This is a genomic window from Paraburkholderia sp. J69-1 (assembly GCF_905220255.1).
In the GTDB taxonomy this organism is placed as follows: Bacteria; Pseudomonadota; Gammaproteobacteria; order Burkholderiales; family Burkholderiaceae; genus Paraburkholderia.
Genome location: NZ_CAJMZG010000017.1, coordinates 50,981 through 66,420, shown reverse-complemented (window position 1 = coordinate 66,420; position 15,440 = coordinate 50,981). Strand labels below are relative to the sequence as shown.

Sequence of the window (15,440 nt, the reverse complement as noted above, 5' to 3'; positions counted from 1 at the left end):
TCAGGCCATGCCGCCCACGCCGCCCGCCTCGCAGACGTGCCCGAGCGCGCGCGTCATCGCGTCCGCGCGGGTGGAGTCGTAGCGCGTCAACTCTTTCCAGTTTGCGACGGCCCGCGCGACCCGCGCCGGGCAGTCGTCGGCTGCGCGCGTCGTTTGTACGCGTGCGAGTGCGCCGATCAGTTGCCCCGTCAGACGATCGAGTTGCGGACGCGTGACGCTCGCCAGATCCGGCGCAGGATTCGCCGGCGGCTGCGAGTTGCGCCAGTTCGCGAACAGCGCCTGTTGCACCTGAGTGCTCGCATCGATCTGATCGCGGAAGAACTCGCGCGCGAACACCGGATCGACGCCCGCGGTTGCGGCGCGCTTTTGCACATCGGCGAGCAGCGCATTTTCGCGTGGCGTATCGGTGATCGGCTTGTGGTTGAGCCACTTCCAGTGCGCGACGGGCTCGGCCAGCGCGAGACGCTGCGAAACGAGGGCGACAAGATTGGTCAGGGCGGTATCGTCGCCGTCGGCGTGCGCCGTAACGGCAGGCAAGGCGAAGAGCAGGGCGGCGGCGCAGGACGCGAGCGCGCGAAAGCGAAAAGTCATTGCGTGATAAGAGGCCGGCTGGCCGAAAAGGCAAAAGCAGAGGATAGCCGGTTATCTGGCAGACGTTGCGTGATGGCGGTTCATCGGCTTGAGGCGCGCGCAGCTACGCTTCTCACGCAGCGCCGCGGCCGGGCGCGCGTTGAAGCGCTCAGCCGTTCCCACGCGCCATGACTGCATGGCGCGCAATTGAAGCAAGCGTGCGTAAGTGGTCCTGTAGACGGCGCTAAAAAACCGCGGCAGCTGGTCGGTCTGCCGATTTTTCTGGTCCGTCAGCGCCGTAGCGCGTCCCCATTACTTCTGTTCGTGTGACTTGCGTTGCTCGTCGAGAAATGCGCGCACATGCGAGGGCAATTCGTCGCCGAGAAACTCGACGGCCACCGGTTCCGGATCCGGGCTAAAAACTTGGTCCGGGGTCGGAATCCTTGGCGGTTTGGCATCCATGATCTTTCTCCTGTGTAAGACGATTATCCGGCTCGCTCCTTCACGCGCGCTAGTGGTGCCCAACGTAAAAGTGCTTTTCAGGTCCGTGTGTTGCTTTATTTGCACAGCGCACAGATTTATTAAGCGAGCAGGAATATACTTATTCGGTTGATCGCTAAACCGATGAAAGCCCTCGCATTCCGTCGAGGGCTTTTTTACGTCTGACGAGTTGTGCATCGCAGCAATGCGCTGCGGTGCGCAAAGCCCGCCAGTCGGGCGTTTCCGGTGCCAGTTCGAGAACACCTGCTTCGCTCGAACCGCTTGCCCGCGCCGATGTGGGCACTGCCGCAATCCGTCCTTCCGTTCGTTGCCGCTCGTAAAACATCACCATTCCACTAGAACGGACGATTATGCGCATCCGTTGACCGCTGTGTGGTTAGCATAATTGAACGAATGTAAGCGAGCGTTTCTTTCTAAATCACTGATTAAAAGTGGACGAAAGCGTTCGGGCTCAGATTTAACTGAAAGTGCGAGTCGCCAAAAGAATGAGAATGCTTCGCACATCACGACAGAATCACCTTCCAGCGCGCGCGGCTTTTCGGAACCGTCCGATTCGATCGGACCGGGCATTTCGCTATCTTTAAAAGATCGTGCGGTATCAGGCAGGCCAGATCGCCTGGTCGCCATCCTGCACATGCCCCTTTCTTCCAGTCGCTCCGACGATGAACCCATCCGATACCGCGCCGATCTCCGCCGTCTCCGATCCCACCGACGATCTGCTAACGCTTGCCGATCGACACCTCGCCGCCGGCCGCGCAGACGACGCGATCCAGCAATACGCGCAGTGTCTGGCGCGCGATCCGCGGCATTCCGGTGCTTTGCATCGTGCCGCGCTGGCCTGCATGCAGGCAGGGCGCGCCGACGACGCGCGTGCTTATCTCGATCGGGCGATCCACGTCGAGCCGACGAACGCCGCGCTCTGGGAGCATCGCGGTCTGATGGCGGCCTTGGCGCGCGAACATGTCGTGGCGGAAGCGGCCTACCATCGCGCGCTTGCTCTCGCGGGCAGCACGTCCACGCTGCATCGCAATCTCGCCGATGTGCTGAAACTCACGGGCCGCCAGGACGAAGCGCGCCACCACTATGAGCAAGCGCTCGCGCTCGATCCTGATCTGCATCATGCGGCGCGCCGGTTGGGCGATCTGGGCATCGAAGCCGGCCGGGACGAGGACGCCGTCCGCTATTTCGAGCACGCCTGGCGTCTGGGGAATGCGCGCCTCACCGATGGACTGAGCTTGCTGGAGCTTCACTCGCGGCTTGGTCATCGCGCGCAGTCTGAAGCGGTGATTGCGCAACTACGTGCCGAATTCGCCGCCGATGCCTACGCGCTCAAGGAACTCGCTTTCGCGCTGAACAAGCTCGATCGGTTCGATCTCGCGCTCGACGTGGCGAAGCAGGGCCTGGCGGTCGATCCGTCGATGTGGCTGCTGCATCACAACGCCGCGTACGCATCGCACATGCGCGGCGATTTCGCGAGCATGCACCGATACAACGTCGAGGCCGCGCGCGTCGCGCCCGATAACGCGCCCATCCAGTTCAACCTGGCCGTTTCGCTATTGCGCGAGGGGGCGTTCGAAGCGGGCTGGAAACAATACGCGTGGCACGAGCAGTTGCCGGAAAACAGCACGCTCGCGCGTCCGCCGTTTGCCGAATGGCGCGGCGAGCCGGTGGTGGGCAAGCGCTTTCTGTTGCTGGGCGAGCAGGGCCTCGCCGATCAGATCCAGTTGCTGCGTTGCGCCGCGTGGCTGCATCGCGCGGGCGCACACGTCGATGTCTGGGTCGATAAGGCGCTGGTTGGCGTAGCGCGGTGTGCGAGCGGCGTGCATCAAGTATTCGAGACATTGCCGCGCGGCGATTACGACTTCTGGTGCCGCATGTTTCGCATGCCCGAGCATATGAAACTCGTGTTGAGCGATCTTCCGCTCGAGATGCCGTATCTGCGCGCGCTGCAGCCGGAAATCGCGCGCTGGCGTGAGCAGCTGGAAAAGAGCGGCCGCCTGCGCGTGGGACTGGTGTGGAGCGGCAATCCGCAATATCACCTCGACCGCTATCGATCGGTGACGCTGGATGGCTTGCTGCCGATGCTCGAACAACCGGGCGTGTCGTGGTTCTCGCTGCAAAAGGGCGACGCGCAACATGCGCTCGAAGGCTTGCCCGCCGGGATCGACATGACGCCGCTCAGCACGCGTATCTCGACTTTCGAAGACCCCCTGGCGATCGTGCATTCGCTCGATCTGGTGGTGACGGTCGATACCTCGGTGGCGCATCTGGCCGGGGCCGCGGGCGTGCCGGTCTGGGTGTTGCTGCCGGCGTGCACCGACTGGCGCTGGATGGCGCAGCGCGCGGACAGTCCGTGGTATCCGTCGGCGCGGCTTTTCAGGCAGCGTGAACTGGGGCAGTGGGGACCGGTGCTGGAGGACGTGAAGGCAGCGCTGGCGCTGGAAGCCGCCCGCTGAGCTGCCTCAAGTTGCGGGTGATTTCGTTCGCCATGTCGAAGCGATGAACGAAATTCTCGCTGCAAAGCAAAAAGCCCAGTCCGAAGACTGGGCTTTTTGTTGAATCGTTGGTGCCGGAAAGAGGAATCGAACCCCCGACCTTCGCATTACGAATGCGCTGCTCTACCGTCTGAGCTATTCCGGCCGCACATCAGAGAAGAAAGATTATAGGAAAGTGCTCAGAAGAATGCAAGCCCTTTCCTCATCTTTTTTTATTTTTTCGCTTCGTGGTGATAACGGGTGACGCGCTCGACCTCGTTCTTCGAGCCGAGGAACACCGCGACGCGCTCGTGCAGGCTCGTCGGCTGGATGTCGAGGATGCGGTCTTCGCCGTTGGTCGCCACGCCGCCGGCCTGCTCGACGATGAACGACATCGGGTTCGCTTCGTACATCAGACGCAGCTTGCCCGGCTTCGACGGATCGCGCTTGTCGGCCGGATACATGAAGATGCCGCCGCGATTCAGGATACGGTGCACGTCCGCGACCATCGAGGCGATCCAGCGCATATTGAAGTTCTCGCCGCGCGGGCCGTCCTTGCCTTCGGTGAGCTCGCCGATGTACTTCTGGACCGGCTCATACCAGTGGCGCGCGTTCGAGGCGTTGATCGCGTATTCGCGCGTGTCTTCCGGGATACGCATATTGCTTTGCGTGAGCACCCACGAACCCAGTTCGCGGTCGAGCGTGAAGCAGTTCACGCCGTTGCCGGTGGTCAGCACGAGCACGGTTTGCGGGCCGTACACGGCATAACCGGCGGCAACCTGCTGCGTGCCCGGCTGCAGGAACGATTCTTCGGTGGCCTGCTTGCCGTCCGGGCAGCGCAGCACCGAGAAGATCGTGCCGATCGACACGTTCACGTCGATGTTCGACGAGCCGTCGAGCGGATCGAACACCAGCAGATATTCGCCCTTCGGATAGTTGGCCGGGATCGGGAAGAAGGTTTCCATTTCCTCGGAGGCCATGGCTGCGAGGTTGCCGCCCCATTCGTTGGCGTCGAGCAGGATTTCGTTCGACAGGATGTCGAGGTTCTTCTGCACTTCGCCCTGAACGTTCTCGCTGCCGGCGGTGCCCAGCGCATCGCCGAGCGCGCCCTTGCTGACGTTGAAGCTGATCGCTTTGCACGCACGCGCGACGACTTCGATCAACAGACGCAGATCGGCGGGCAGGTTCTTGTGTTCGCGCTGCTGCTCGATCAGGTATTTCGTGAGAGTGGTACGACGTTGCAATGCCATTGCAGTACTCCGGGGAGCTTGGGGAATAGCGCAATTCTACCCGCTGGGCCGTGTCAGCCCGCGGCGCGAAGCTGCAAAAAAGCCGTGGACGCGCGCGCTGGCGGGCCGGGCAGGGAATGTGGCGCGGAAAAATAATCGGAAAAAAGCGCAAAAAAATCGAGCAGAAAAAAGCCGGCCCATCGGGGCCGGCTTGCGGTGCGACACGCTCAGGCGCGCTGGACGCGTCAGGCGAGCGCTTTTTCCACGATCTCGCGCACATCGCGCGACTTCACGCGTGCGGCGACCTGTTCGAGCGCGGCGCGCATCTTGTCGCGCAGGGCAGGCGTAAAGCGGCGCCACAGTTCGAGATTGCGCGCCAGACGGGCGGCCACTTGCGGGTTGATGGCGTCGAGCGCGATCACCTGTTCGGCCCAGAACGCGTAGCCCGAGCCATCGGCGGCGTGGAATTGCGCCGGATTGGCCGCGCAGAAGCTGAAAATCAGCGAGCGCGCGCGGTTCGGATTCTTCAGATTGAAGGCCGGATGGCGCATCAGCGCGCGCACCGTGTCGATCACCGGACGCTGCGCCGTGCCGCGCTGCGTGGCCTGCAGCGAGAACCACTTGTCGATCACGAGCGGTTCCTGCTCGAAGCGCACGTAGAAGTCTTCGAGCGCCTTCTTCGCGTAGCCCGCGCCCGTGGCCGCCGACGCGTTCATCAGCGCCGACAGCGCCGCCGCGCGATCCGTCATGTTGTTGGCGTCGTCGTACTGCGCGGTGGCCAGACGCACGGCATCGGCGGGATCGTCGAGTTCGCTCAGATACGAAAGCGCGAGATTCTTCAGACCGCGATGACCGGCGGCTTCCGGCGTCGGCTCATAGGCGCCCGGCGTCAGGTTGGCCTGATACGCCGCCAGCCATTCGGCCTTGAGCGCGTTGGCCAGACGCTTGCGCACGAACTGGCGCGCGGCATGCACGGCGGCCGGATCGGATTGCGCCATCTGCTCGGCGAGATAGGTTTCCGACGGCAGCATCAGCGCGAGTTCGCGGAACGAGGGCGAGAGCGTCGAGTCGGTCAGCACGCGGCTGAAGGCCTGCACCAGCGCGTCGCTGGTTTCGAGCGGCTGGCCCGCCGATGCGCGCGCCGCCAGCGAAAGCAGTTCGCGCGTGGCAAGGCGCTGGCCCGCTTCCCAGCGGTTGAACGGATCGCTGTCGTGGGCGATCAGGAAAGCCAGTTCGTCGTTGCCGTAGTCGTACTCGACGATCACCGGCGCCGAGAAGTTGCGCAGCAGCGAGGGCAGCGGCCGGGCATCGACGTCGACGAAGGTGAAGGTCTGCTGCGTTTCGGTGACTTCGAGCACGCGCGTGGTCGCGCCCGCTTGCGCTTCGCCTTCGAGCTTGAGCGGCAGATCGCGGCCGTCCGGGCCGATCAGGCCGATCGCGAACGGAATCAGCAGCGGGCCCTGCTGGGTTTCGCGCGCGGCGGGCGAGCCGTTCGCATAGCCTTGCGAGAGCGTCACGCTGTAACGCTTCGCGGCGGCGTCGTACTGCGTCGTCACGCTCACGCGCGGCGTGCCGGCCTGGCTGTACCAGCGCTCGAACTGCGCGAGGTCGCGGCCGTTGGCATCGGCCATGGCGGCGCGGAAATCGTCGCAGGTCACGGCCTGGCCGTCGTGGCGCTTGAAGTACAGATCCATGCCCTTGCGGAAGCCGTCGCGGCCGAACAGCGTCTGATACATCCGCACGACTTCCGAGCCTTTCTCGTAGACCGTCATCGTGTAGAAGTTGTTGATCTCGACGTAGCTTTCGGGGCGCACCGGATGCGCCATCGGGCCCGCGTCTTCGGCGAACTGCATCTGGCGCAGCACGCGCACGTCTTCGATACGCTTGGTCGCGCGCGCGGCTTCGTTTTCGTCGCCGCCCGACATCGCCGCCGAGAACTCCTGGTCGCGGAACACCGTGAGGCCTTCCTTCAGGCTCAGCTGGAACCAGTCGCGGCAGGTCACGCGGTTGCCGGTCCAGTTGTGGAAGTACTCGTGGCCGACCACGGCTTCGATGTTGGCGAAGTCGACGTCGGTGGCCGTTTCGGGGTTCGCCAGCACGTACTTCGTGTTGAAGATGTTGAGCCCCTTGTTCTCCATCGCGCCCATGTTGAAGTCGCTCACGGCGACGATCATGAAGCGGTCGAGGTCGAGTTCGAGGCCGAAGCGCTGCTCGTCCCAGCGGATCGAGTGGATCAGCGAGTCCATCGCGTGGCGCGTCTTGTCGAGATCGTGCGGCTCGACCCACACCTGCAGCAGTTTTTCCTTGCCCGAACCGCTCTTGATGCGCTCTTCCAGCGCAACCAGCTTGCCCGCGACCAGCGCGAACAGATAGCTCGGCTTGCGGAACGGGTCTTCCCACTTCGCATAATGGCGGCCATCGGGCAGGTCGCCTTCGGCGATCAGGTTGCCGTTCGAGAGCAGCACGGGGTAGGAGGTTTTGTCGGCGCGCAGGGTGACCGTGTAGGTGGACATCACGTCCGGGCGGTCGAGGAACCACGTGATACGGCGGAAACCTTCGGCTTCGCACTGCGTAAAGAAGTTGCCGCTCGATACATAGAGGCCGGAGAGCGTGGTGTTCGCCGCCGGATCGCACGCGCCGGTGAGCGTGAGCGTGAAGCGCTCGGGCACGTTTTCGATCGTCAGGCCGTGTTCGTGCGCGCGCACCTGTTCCCACGGCTGGCCGTCGATGGTCGCGCCGATGAACTCCAGCTGCTCGCCCATCAGGTCGAGGTGGGCGGCGGGCGTCGTGCTGGAATGGGCGTCGGGATTGCGGCGCACGGCGAGCGTGCTCTTGACGATGGTGCGCTCGGGCACGAGATCGAATTCGAGATCGACGGTATCGATCAGGAAGGCGGGCGGCGCGTAGTCTTCGCGGCGGATCACGGTGGGCGTGGCGGTATCGGACATGGTCTCGTGCGGGGGAACGTCGGTCGGAGAGTCGGATGAGGTGGCCGCCGGCTGGCGGCCGATCGTCCCATTGTACAAAGGCGCGGGCGGCTTGTCCGAAGCGTGGGCGCTGGCCGGCTCCGGTCGGGCGAAGGCGGCGAACTTTCACGCTGCCGCGCGAGTCAGTATGATCGGGCCTGCCGCGATGCATTGCGCGTGCCCGGGTAGCCGGGCGGAGCACGTGTGGAGTACGCCGATAGCGTAGAAGATCGCCGCAATCGCAGGGCGACGCCCGCTCGACGGAATAAACGCCGCGGCAGATACGTATCAGCCTTATGCCCGATATGTACGAGAAGGAGCGGCCCCCACGACTGCGCTTTCACAACCACTGGCAAGACTGCAAGAGAAGACCATGATTTCCGACCGATGGACCCGCCGCGCCCTGCTGATGCTGGCCGCGCTTGCCGTGACGCTGTCCGGCTGTACGACCTACGTGACGAGCCAGGTGACCGCGTTCTCCGCGTGGGATGGCGGCAGCGACGCCACGCGCACCTACGCGTTCACCCGCAACCCGGACCAGCAGCACAGCATCGAGCAATCGACCTATGAAAACCTGGTCGCCGATGGCCTGTCGGCCCAGGCGTTCCGTCAGGTGCCGCAACCGCAGGCGCACTATCTCGTGGGCCTCGCGTACGGCAGCCGCATGGATACGGTGACGGTCGCCCAGCCGGTGTTCTACAACCCGTGGCCGAGCCCGTACTGGGGGCCGTTCAATCCCTGGGGCCCGTGGGGTCCGTACGGGCCGGCCTATGTGAACCAGAGCTATCCGGTCTATTCGCACGTGCTGGCGGTGCGCATTACGGACAAGGTGTCGGGCAAGGAGCTCTATAACGTCTCCGCGCGCGCTTCGGGCGACGATCCTTCGCTCGTGCGCGTGATGCCGTATCTGGTGCGCAGCGCGCTGGCGAACTTCCCGCTGCAGAACGGCACGGTCACGCAGGTGAAACTGCCGGTCGACAAGAACGGCGGCGCGCCGAACGAAGCGCCAGCCGCGCCAGCGTCCGCGGCATCGATGCCGGCGGCTGCGCAGGCCAAATAAGCGGCGTTAGCAAAGCGGCGTTAGCGTCGAAGAGGGACAAAAAAGCGCGCCGGACCTTCGCGGTCCGGCGCGCTTTGCTTTGGTATCGACACTAACGACGATCGGATACAACGTTACGCAGCCTCGCGGCTATGCACGCGTGCGCCTGCTGCGTAGGTCTCGAACACGGCGCGATCGTCGCCGAGCAGGGCGAACGCAAACAGCAGTTCTTCGAGCGATTCCGCGCGCGCCGTGCGGCGGGCGAGCAGCGGCGTGGCCTTCGGATCGAGCACGACGAAGTCGGCTTCGGTCTGCGGCGCGAGCGTGCCGATCTTGTCGGCGAGATCGAGTGCCTGCGCGGCGCCCGCCGTCGCCAGCCAGAACATGCGCGTGGCCGTCAGATGATGGCCGCCCATGCGCGCGACCTTGTGCGCTTCGTTCATGGTCTGCAGCATCGAGAACGAAGTGCCGCCGCCCACGTCGGTCGCGAGCGCGACGGACATCTCCGATTGCGCCGCCTTGTCGAAATCGAACAGACCGCTGCCGAGGAACAGGTTCGACGTGGGGCAGTGCGCCGCGACCGCGCCGGTTTCGGCCATGCGGCGGCGATCTTCCTCGTCGAGCCAGATGCAGTGGCCGTACACGGCACGGCGACGCAGGAGTCCGTAATGATCGTAGACATCGAGATAGCTGCGCTGGCGCGGGAACAGTTCCTTCACCCATTTCACTTCATCGAGGTTTTCGGCCACGTGGCTCTGGATGAAGATGTCGCCGTGCGCCTTCGCGAGCGCCTGGCACGCTTCGAGCTGCGCTTCCGTCGAGGTCGGCGCGAAACGCGGCGTGAGCGCATACATCTGGCGGCCCTTGTTGTGCCAGCGATCGATCAGCTCCGCGCTGTCGTCGTAACCGGTTTGCGGCGTGTCGCGCAGGAACTCGGGGCAATGGCGGTCCATCAGTACCTTGCCCGCGACCATGCGCAGATTCTTCGCTTCGCTCGCCGTGAAGAGCGCATCGGCGGATTGCTTGTGCACCGTGCAGTAGACCAGCGCCGTGGTCGTGCCGCTCTTGAGCAGTTCGTCGACGAAAAACTGCGCGGTGTCCTGCGCAACCGCTTCGTTCTCGAAGCCGCGTTCGGTCGGGAACGTGTAGGTGTCGAGCCACGGCAGCAGACCCGGTGCCGGCGAGGCGATCATGTCGGTCTGCGGGTAGTGGATGTGCGTGTCGATGAAGCCCGGCACGATCAGCTTGTCGCGCAGGTCGTGCACCTGCGCGCCGTCGCTCACGCGGTCCTTGAGGGCGGACCACGCGCCGGACGCGGCCACGCGGCCGTCCTCGACGATCACGACGCCGTCTTCATGGAATTGCACCGCGTCGGGCGACTGCGCGGGGTCGCCGGTGAAGGTCAGGAGTTGTGCGCGAAAAGCCGATTGAGTCATGGGAACATCGTCTCCGGAGAATTCAGGTATTCATGAGCAGGATGCGTGCGCGCTTCGTCATCGCACTGGCGCGCATCGCGGGCGCCGCTCCTGAAAACGCGGCGCGTAAAACTCGGCCCGATCTGCATCGGATAACCATCCGATTCATGTCCGAACAGCGTCAGATAAACGTCAGATCGACAGGCGGTTAATCGGGCCTTGAAAATCCAGGCGCTAAATCCAGGCGTAAAAGCGCCCCGGGCGCGGCGCGCGGTGCGCCGTTCCCTCAAGTCATTCACGGTCTTGGGCGATGCCCGGGCCGAAAGATCCGCGCCGCCCAACTGCGGCGCGCGGCGGCTTTCGCTCCTGCTTTAAGCCCAGTAAGCGTCGAGCTTTGCGATCAGCGCGGCGCGTTCGTCGGCCGTCACGAACGACGCCTCGAAGCCGTTGCGCAGGATCGTGTACACCTCTTTGTCGTCGAGCTCGAGCGCTTCGATGATCGCGCGGTAGTTCTCGTTGACGTAGCCGCCGAAGTAAGCCGGATCATCCGAATTGACGGTCACGGCCACGCCTTCGTCGAGCAGTTGCTTGAGCGTGTGCTGCGTCATGTCGTCGAATACGCAGAGCTTGGTGTTCGACAGCGGGCAGACCGTCAGCGCCACGCGCGAATCGGCCAGACGGGCGACTAGCGCCGGGTCCTCGATGCTGCGAACGCCGTGATCGACGCGATCGACCTTGAGCAGATCGAGCGCTTCGTAGATGTAGGCGGGCGGGCCTTCCTCGCCGGCATGCGCGACCAGCTTCAGGCCCTTGGCGCGCGCCTTTTCGAACACGCGCTCGAACTTCGAAGGCGGATGGCCGCGTTCCGACGAATCCAGACCCACGCCGATCATGCGCGGATAACGCTCGAACGCCGGCTGCGCCGCGTCCCAGGTGGCCAGCGCGTCTTCTTCGCTCAGATGGCGCAGGAAGCACAGGATCAGCTTGCTGGTGAGGCCGCGCTTTTCGGCGTCGGCGAGCGCGCGGTCGATACCCGCGACCACGGTGTCGATCGACACGCCACGCTCGGTGTGCGTTTGCGGATCGAAGAAAATTTCGGTGTGCACGACGTTGTCCGCGAGCGCGCGCTCGCAGTAGGCCATCGTCATGTCGTAGAAGTCCTGCTCGTGCAGCAGCACGCTCGCACCCGCGTAATAGATGTCGAGGAACGATTGCAGGTCGGTGAACGCGTAGGCCGCGCGCAGGGCGTCGATCGACTCGTAGGCGAGCTTGACGTTGTTGCGCTGGGCGAGCGCGAAAATCAGCTCGGGCTCGAGCGAGCCTTCGATATGGATATGCAGCTCGGACTTGGGCGCGCCGAGGGCTTTCTGGACTAGCGGATTAGCAGCGATTGCGGTGGTCGTGATCGTCATGATCTGGTCGGTCAAAATTTTCTGGTGGGTGACATCACGCGGAATGGGGCACCGCCTGGGCATGCGTGGCATGCGCATGCGCCGTGGCGGCCTCGATGGCCTGCAGCATCTGGGCGGCAGCCGATATCGCAATCACCTCGGGCGATTTGTCGACGATGCCGTCCACGCCCAGCGGGCAGTTCATGCGCGCGATCTGCATCGGGTCGATGCCGCGCGCGGCGAGCCGGTGCTCGAACTGCTGGCGCTTGCTGTGCGAGCCGATCATGCCGAAGAACACGAAGTCGCCGCGTCGCAGGATGCGTTCGGCCAGATCGAGATCGTGCGCATGATCGTGCGTCATCACGATGAAGCAGGTGCCGGGCGGCGCGGCCTCGACGGCCTGGTCGGGCGCGTCGCTGGCGTCGATGACGACGTTGGGCGCGCCAAGCGCGGCGAATTCCTCCGGCGAGGGAAACGCGGCGTCGCGCTGGTCGACCCAGCGCACCCGGCAGGGCAGCGTGCCGAGCACGCGCACCAGCGCCGCACCGACGTGTCCCGCGCCGAACAGCACGACCGGAAAGTCGTTGGGCGCGATCGTTTCGGTGAGCAGCAGTGCTGCGTCTTGCGCGCCAGCGGCGGTATCCCAGAGCAGGCAGTCGGCGGCATCGACGCCCGGTTCCGGCTCCGAGAGCATCACGGCGCCGGCATCGGCATCGGTCAGCATGGCCCCGTTCCGCGAGGAGCGGAATGATACGCTACGAACCGTCGATGCGCCTGCGGCGAGCCGGCGCGAGAGCGTGGCGAGCCAGCCGAGATCGGCGACATCGAGCCGCTCGAACGCCAGCACGACCGCGCCGCCGCAGCACTGACCCAGACTCGGGCCGAGCGACAGCCGCTCCAGACGCCGCGCGTGCGACATGCGCATGCCGTCGCGCAGCACCTGGCGCGCGATTTCGATGGCTTTCCATTCCAGATGACCGCCGCCGATGGTGTGGCGCGCGGCTTCGCGCGTGACGATCATCTTCGTGCCGGCTTCGCGCGGCACCGAGCCTTCGGCGCGCGCGACCGTCACCAGCACGGCGGCATCGCCATGCGCGAGCAGTTGTTGGAGATCGGTGACCCAGGCTTGCATCGGACAGGGCTCCTACTAAGCGAGCGGCAAGGCGCGTTCGTCCACGGCGTCATGCGCGCGGTGAACACAGCGGTCGAGGCGAAGGAGAGTCGGGGCGTGCGCGCACGCATGGCGCTCGATGGAGCGCTGGGAGGGCGCGCCATGAAGCTCAAGGGCGGCGCCGCGAAGGACGTATCGGATGGTTTGCGTTGTCATGTGAAACCCGGGAGACATTGCGGATCAGGCGCGCGTTACGCAGGAAAACCGGGCGGGCCGAAGCCGGCCTCGCGCACGTAGATCGCCATCCAGTTGGGACTGTAACACTGACAGCGCGAGGAAAGTATTCCCTGCGGATGATGGGGGTTATGTGACGGCGCCCATGACCGGAGGATGAAGGATTTGGCCCTTTACTGCGTAGGAGCAGCAAGAAAAGCCGGGAGAAAAACAGGGGGACGATGGGCCGCCCGCTGACGGGGCGGCCTGCTCTGACGGTCTGGCCCGCTGGCGGCTTAGCGGCGGATGCCGGGCCACGACACCTGACGGCGACGGTTACGCCACAGACTCGCCAGCACGGCGACGAACACGACGACAAACGCCACCACCGACCACAGCGGCAAGGTCAGGCCAAGAATCGGCGGATAAGTGGTTTCGCACAGACCCTGAACCTTGAAGACGCCGGGCAGCCAGTGCGCGGGCGGCAGGGCGTCGACGATCGGCTGCAAGGTGTCGAAGCCGCAGCTGAAGCTGGGGAATGCCTGCACCCACGCAAGACGCGCCGACGCCACGATGCCGCCCACCGCCGAAATCACGATCAAACCTTCGAGCGCACGCACGCCGCGCCAGCTCGTGAAGCGCGCGCCGAGGAAGGCGAACACGGCGATCAGAATGAAGAAGTAACGCGTGAGAATGCACAGCGGGCAGGGGTCCTGACGCTCGAAATACTGCATGTACAGGGCGCCGGCCAGCAGCGCAAGGCAGATCAGACCGAGAAGCACCAACAGGCTGCGTTCGCGGCGCAACAGCGCGTTATCGTCGTTCATGTGTTCGTTTTGTTCGGGTTGGATGACGCAGCGGCGCTCCCGCGGCGCGGCTGCAACGGCGTGTCGGGATTCTAGCGCGAAGGCAATGCGTCGCGAGAAAGTGCACGGGGCGGCATGCGGCGGCGCAAGCGCCCCGTAGAAGTCTCGATTAGCGCAGCGGCGCGAGTACGGCTTCCACACCGCGGCCGATGGCGAGCAGCGCGTCGTCGGCGTAGGGCGCGCCGGCGAGCATCAGCCCGACCGGCGCGGCGCCGTGGCGGTGGATCGGCAGCGACAGGGCGCAGGCATCGAGAAAGTTGAACGCGGCCGGGTTGCGCAGCACGAGCGCGTTGGTGCGCGCGAAGGCTTCATCGTCGGCGACGAGCGGGGCGACGGCGGGCGGGGCGATCGGCACGGTCGGCGCGATCACGGCGTCGAAGCGCGACCAGAGCGTGGCCTGCGCTTCCTCCAGCACAGCGGCGCGTGCGGCGATCAGGTCGAGATAGTCGGCGGCGCTGGCCGGCTCGCCCTTGAGAATGCGCACGAGCACGCGCGGATCGTACTGGTCGCGATGCTGCGCGATCAGCGCACGATGCCACGCGTAGGCTTCCATTGGCGAAAAGCCGATGCGGTTGATTTCGCCGAAACGCTCGAACGCCGAAAAACGCACTTCGTTGACGATCGCGCCCGCGGCATCGAGATGCTTGAGCGCGGTATCGAGCGTTTCCGCGACTTCGGGATCGACGCCGTCGGTCACGTAATTCGTCAGCACGCCGATGCGCACGCCTTCCAGATGCCGCGCGGCCGGCACATGCGGCGCGACACCGGCGAGGATGCGGTCGACCAGCGCGCAGCACGCCACCGTGTTGCCGATCGGCCCGAACGAGTCGAGCGTGGTCGACAGCGGCACGCCGCCGGTGCGCGGAATGCGCGCAGCGGTGGGCTTGAATCCGGTCAGGCCGCAGAATGCGGCGGGAATGCGGATCGAGCCGCCGGTATCGGTGCCGAGCGCGATGGCGGCCATGCCGTCCGCAACCGAAGCGGCCGCGCCCGAGGACGAGCCGCCCGCGACGCGCTCATCGCCCTTCACGTGGCGCTGCCACGGCGAAAGCGGCGTGCCGTAATGCGGATTCAGGCCAAGCCCCGAAAACGCGAACTCGCTCATATTGGTACGGCCGACCAGCACGGCGCCCGCGCGGCGCAGGCGGGCGACCACGGGCGCGTCGGCGCTGGCGGGCGCGGCGTTGGCCAGCGCCGTGGAGCCCGCGCGCGTCACTTCGCCTTCGACGTCGAACAGATCCTTCACCGAAACTGGAATGCCCGCGAGCGGCGACAGCACCGTGCCGGCGGCGCGCAGGCGGTCGTGCGCATCGGCGGCGGCGCGCACGCGCTCAACCTCGACGTGCGTAAAGACGGTCGCGCCCTGGCCCGCCGGGTCGGCGATGCGTTCGAGCGCGGCTTCGGCGAGCGCGCGGCTGGTGGTGCGGCCCGCGGCCAGATCGGCGGCCAGCTGGGCGAGCGGCGCAAAGGGGGCGTTGCTAGGGGAGGCGGTCATGGCAGTGGGCGCACAGAAGGCGGGTCGGGCGGTTCAGGGGATTCGTAACAGCGGGCGGCGACGCAACAACGGCCCGCGCGCACCGTGCGGCAATGCTCGGCTGCAAGGGACGCACCATTGTAGAACGTGGATTTTTTCTTGCCCGCGCAATTCGGCGCAACGCGATCATC

The 15,440-nt window shown here is 65.2% G+C and carries 12 protein-coding genes and 1 tRNA gene; 2 read left to right on the top strand and 11 right to left on the bottom strand.

Annotation, left to right across the window (positions count from 1 at the left end):
* Positions 1-591: a chorismate mutase gene (locus tag U5A67_RS27315; RefSeq protein WP_321816792.1), complete on the bottom strand. Its 591-nt coding sequence runs from the start codon at positions 589-591 to the stop codon at positions 1-3.
* Between the two features lie 291 nt (positions 592-882).
* A complete protein-coding gene (locus U5A67_RS27310; protein WP_205984749.1) occupies positions 883-1,032 on the bottom strand; it encodes a hypothetical protein in 150 nt (49 codons plus the stop codon).
* Between the two features lie 701 nt (positions 1,033-1,733).
* Between U5A67_RS27310 and U5A67_RS27305 the strand changes: the two genes are divergently transcribed.
* The gene (locus U5A67_RS27305; protein ID WP_321816793.1) at positions 1,734-3,527 is read left to right on the top strand and encodes a tetratricopeptide repeat protein; all 1,794 of its coding nucleotides are present in this window, start codon (positions 1,734-1,736) and stop codon (positions 3,525-3,527) included.
* A 108-nt stretch (positions 3,528-3,635) separates the two neighbouring features.
* On the opposite strand, the gene U5A67_RS27300 is transcribed toward U5A67_RS27305, so the two are convergent.
* From U5A67_RS27300 to pepN, 3 genes are all read right to left on the bottom strand, one after another.
* Positions 3,636-3,711 (bottom strand) — tRNA-Thr (locus U5A67_RS27300).
* Between the two features lie 67 nt (positions 3,712-3,778).
* Positions 3,779-4,795 (bottom strand): class 1 fructose-bisphosphatase, encoded by a 1,017-nt coding sequence (locus tag U5A67_RS27295; protein WP_321816794.1) that lies wholly within the window; start codon positions 4,793-4,795, stop codon positions 3,779-3,781.
* A gap of 224 nt (positions 4,796-5,019) precedes the next feature.
* Positions 5,020-7,722: an aminopeptidase N gene (pepN, locus tag U5A67_RS27290; protein ID WP_321816795.1), complete on the bottom strand. Its 2,703-nt coding sequence runs from the start codon at positions 7,720-7,722 to the stop codon at positions 5,020-5,022.
* Positions 7,723-8,113: 391 nt separating this feature from the next.
* Between pepN and U5A67_RS27285 the strand changes: the two genes are divergently transcribed.
* Entirely contained in the window at positions 8,114-8,800 is a 687-nt protein-coding gene (locus U5A67_RS27285; RefSeq protein WP_205984753.1) for a DUF4136 domain-containing protein, read from the top strand.
* Positions 8,801-8,913: 113 nt separating this feature from the next.
* Here U5A67_RS27285 and guaD read toward each other — a convergent pair whose 3' ends face one another.
* From guaD to U5A67_RS27255, 6 genes are all read right to left on the bottom strand, one after another.
* Positions 8,914-10,215, bottom strand: a complete 1,302-nt coding sequence (gene guaD / locus U5A67_RS27280; protein WP_321816796.1) for a guanine deaminase — start codon at positions 10,213-10,215, stop codon at positions 8,914-8,916.
* The gene (locus U5A67_RS27275) at positions 10,212-10,535 is read right to left on the bottom strand and encodes a hypothetical protein (protein WP_321959758.1); all 324 of its coding nucleotides are present in this window, start codon (positions 10,533-10,535) and stop codon (positions 10,212-10,214) included. Before U5A67_RS27275 ends, guaD begins: the two co-directional genes overlap by 4 nt.
* Positions 10,536-10,565: 30 nt before the next feature.
* Positions 10,566-11,606: an adenosine deaminase gene (locus U5A67_RS27270; protein WP_321816797.1), complete on the bottom strand. Its 1,041-nt coding sequence runs from the start codon at positions 11,604-11,606 to the stop codon at positions 10,566-10,568.
* A gap of 34 nt (positions 11,607-11,640) precedes the next feature.
* Positions 11,641-12,717 carry a xanthine dehydrogenase accessory protein XdhC gene (xdhC, locus tag U5A67_RS27265; RefSeq protein WP_321816798.1) on the bottom strand — a complete coding sequence of 359 codons (1,077 nt, stop codon included), beginning with the start codon at positions 12,715-12,717 and terminating at the stop codon, positions 11,641-11,643.
* A gap of 488 nt (positions 12,718-13,205) precedes the next feature.
* Positions 13,206-13,736, bottom strand: a complete 531-nt coding sequence (locus U5A67_RS27260) for a disulfide bond formation protein B (protein WP_205984757.1) — start codon at positions 13,734-13,736, stop codon at positions 13,206-13,208.
* A 148-nt stretch (positions 13,737-13,884) separates the two neighbouring features.
* Positions 13,885-15,270: an amidase gene (locus U5A67_RS27255; protein WP_321816799.1), complete on the bottom strand. Its 1,386-nt coding sequence runs from the start codon at positions 15,268-15,270 to the stop codon at positions 13,885-13,887.
* Positions 15,271-15,440: the final 170 nt, after the last annotated feature.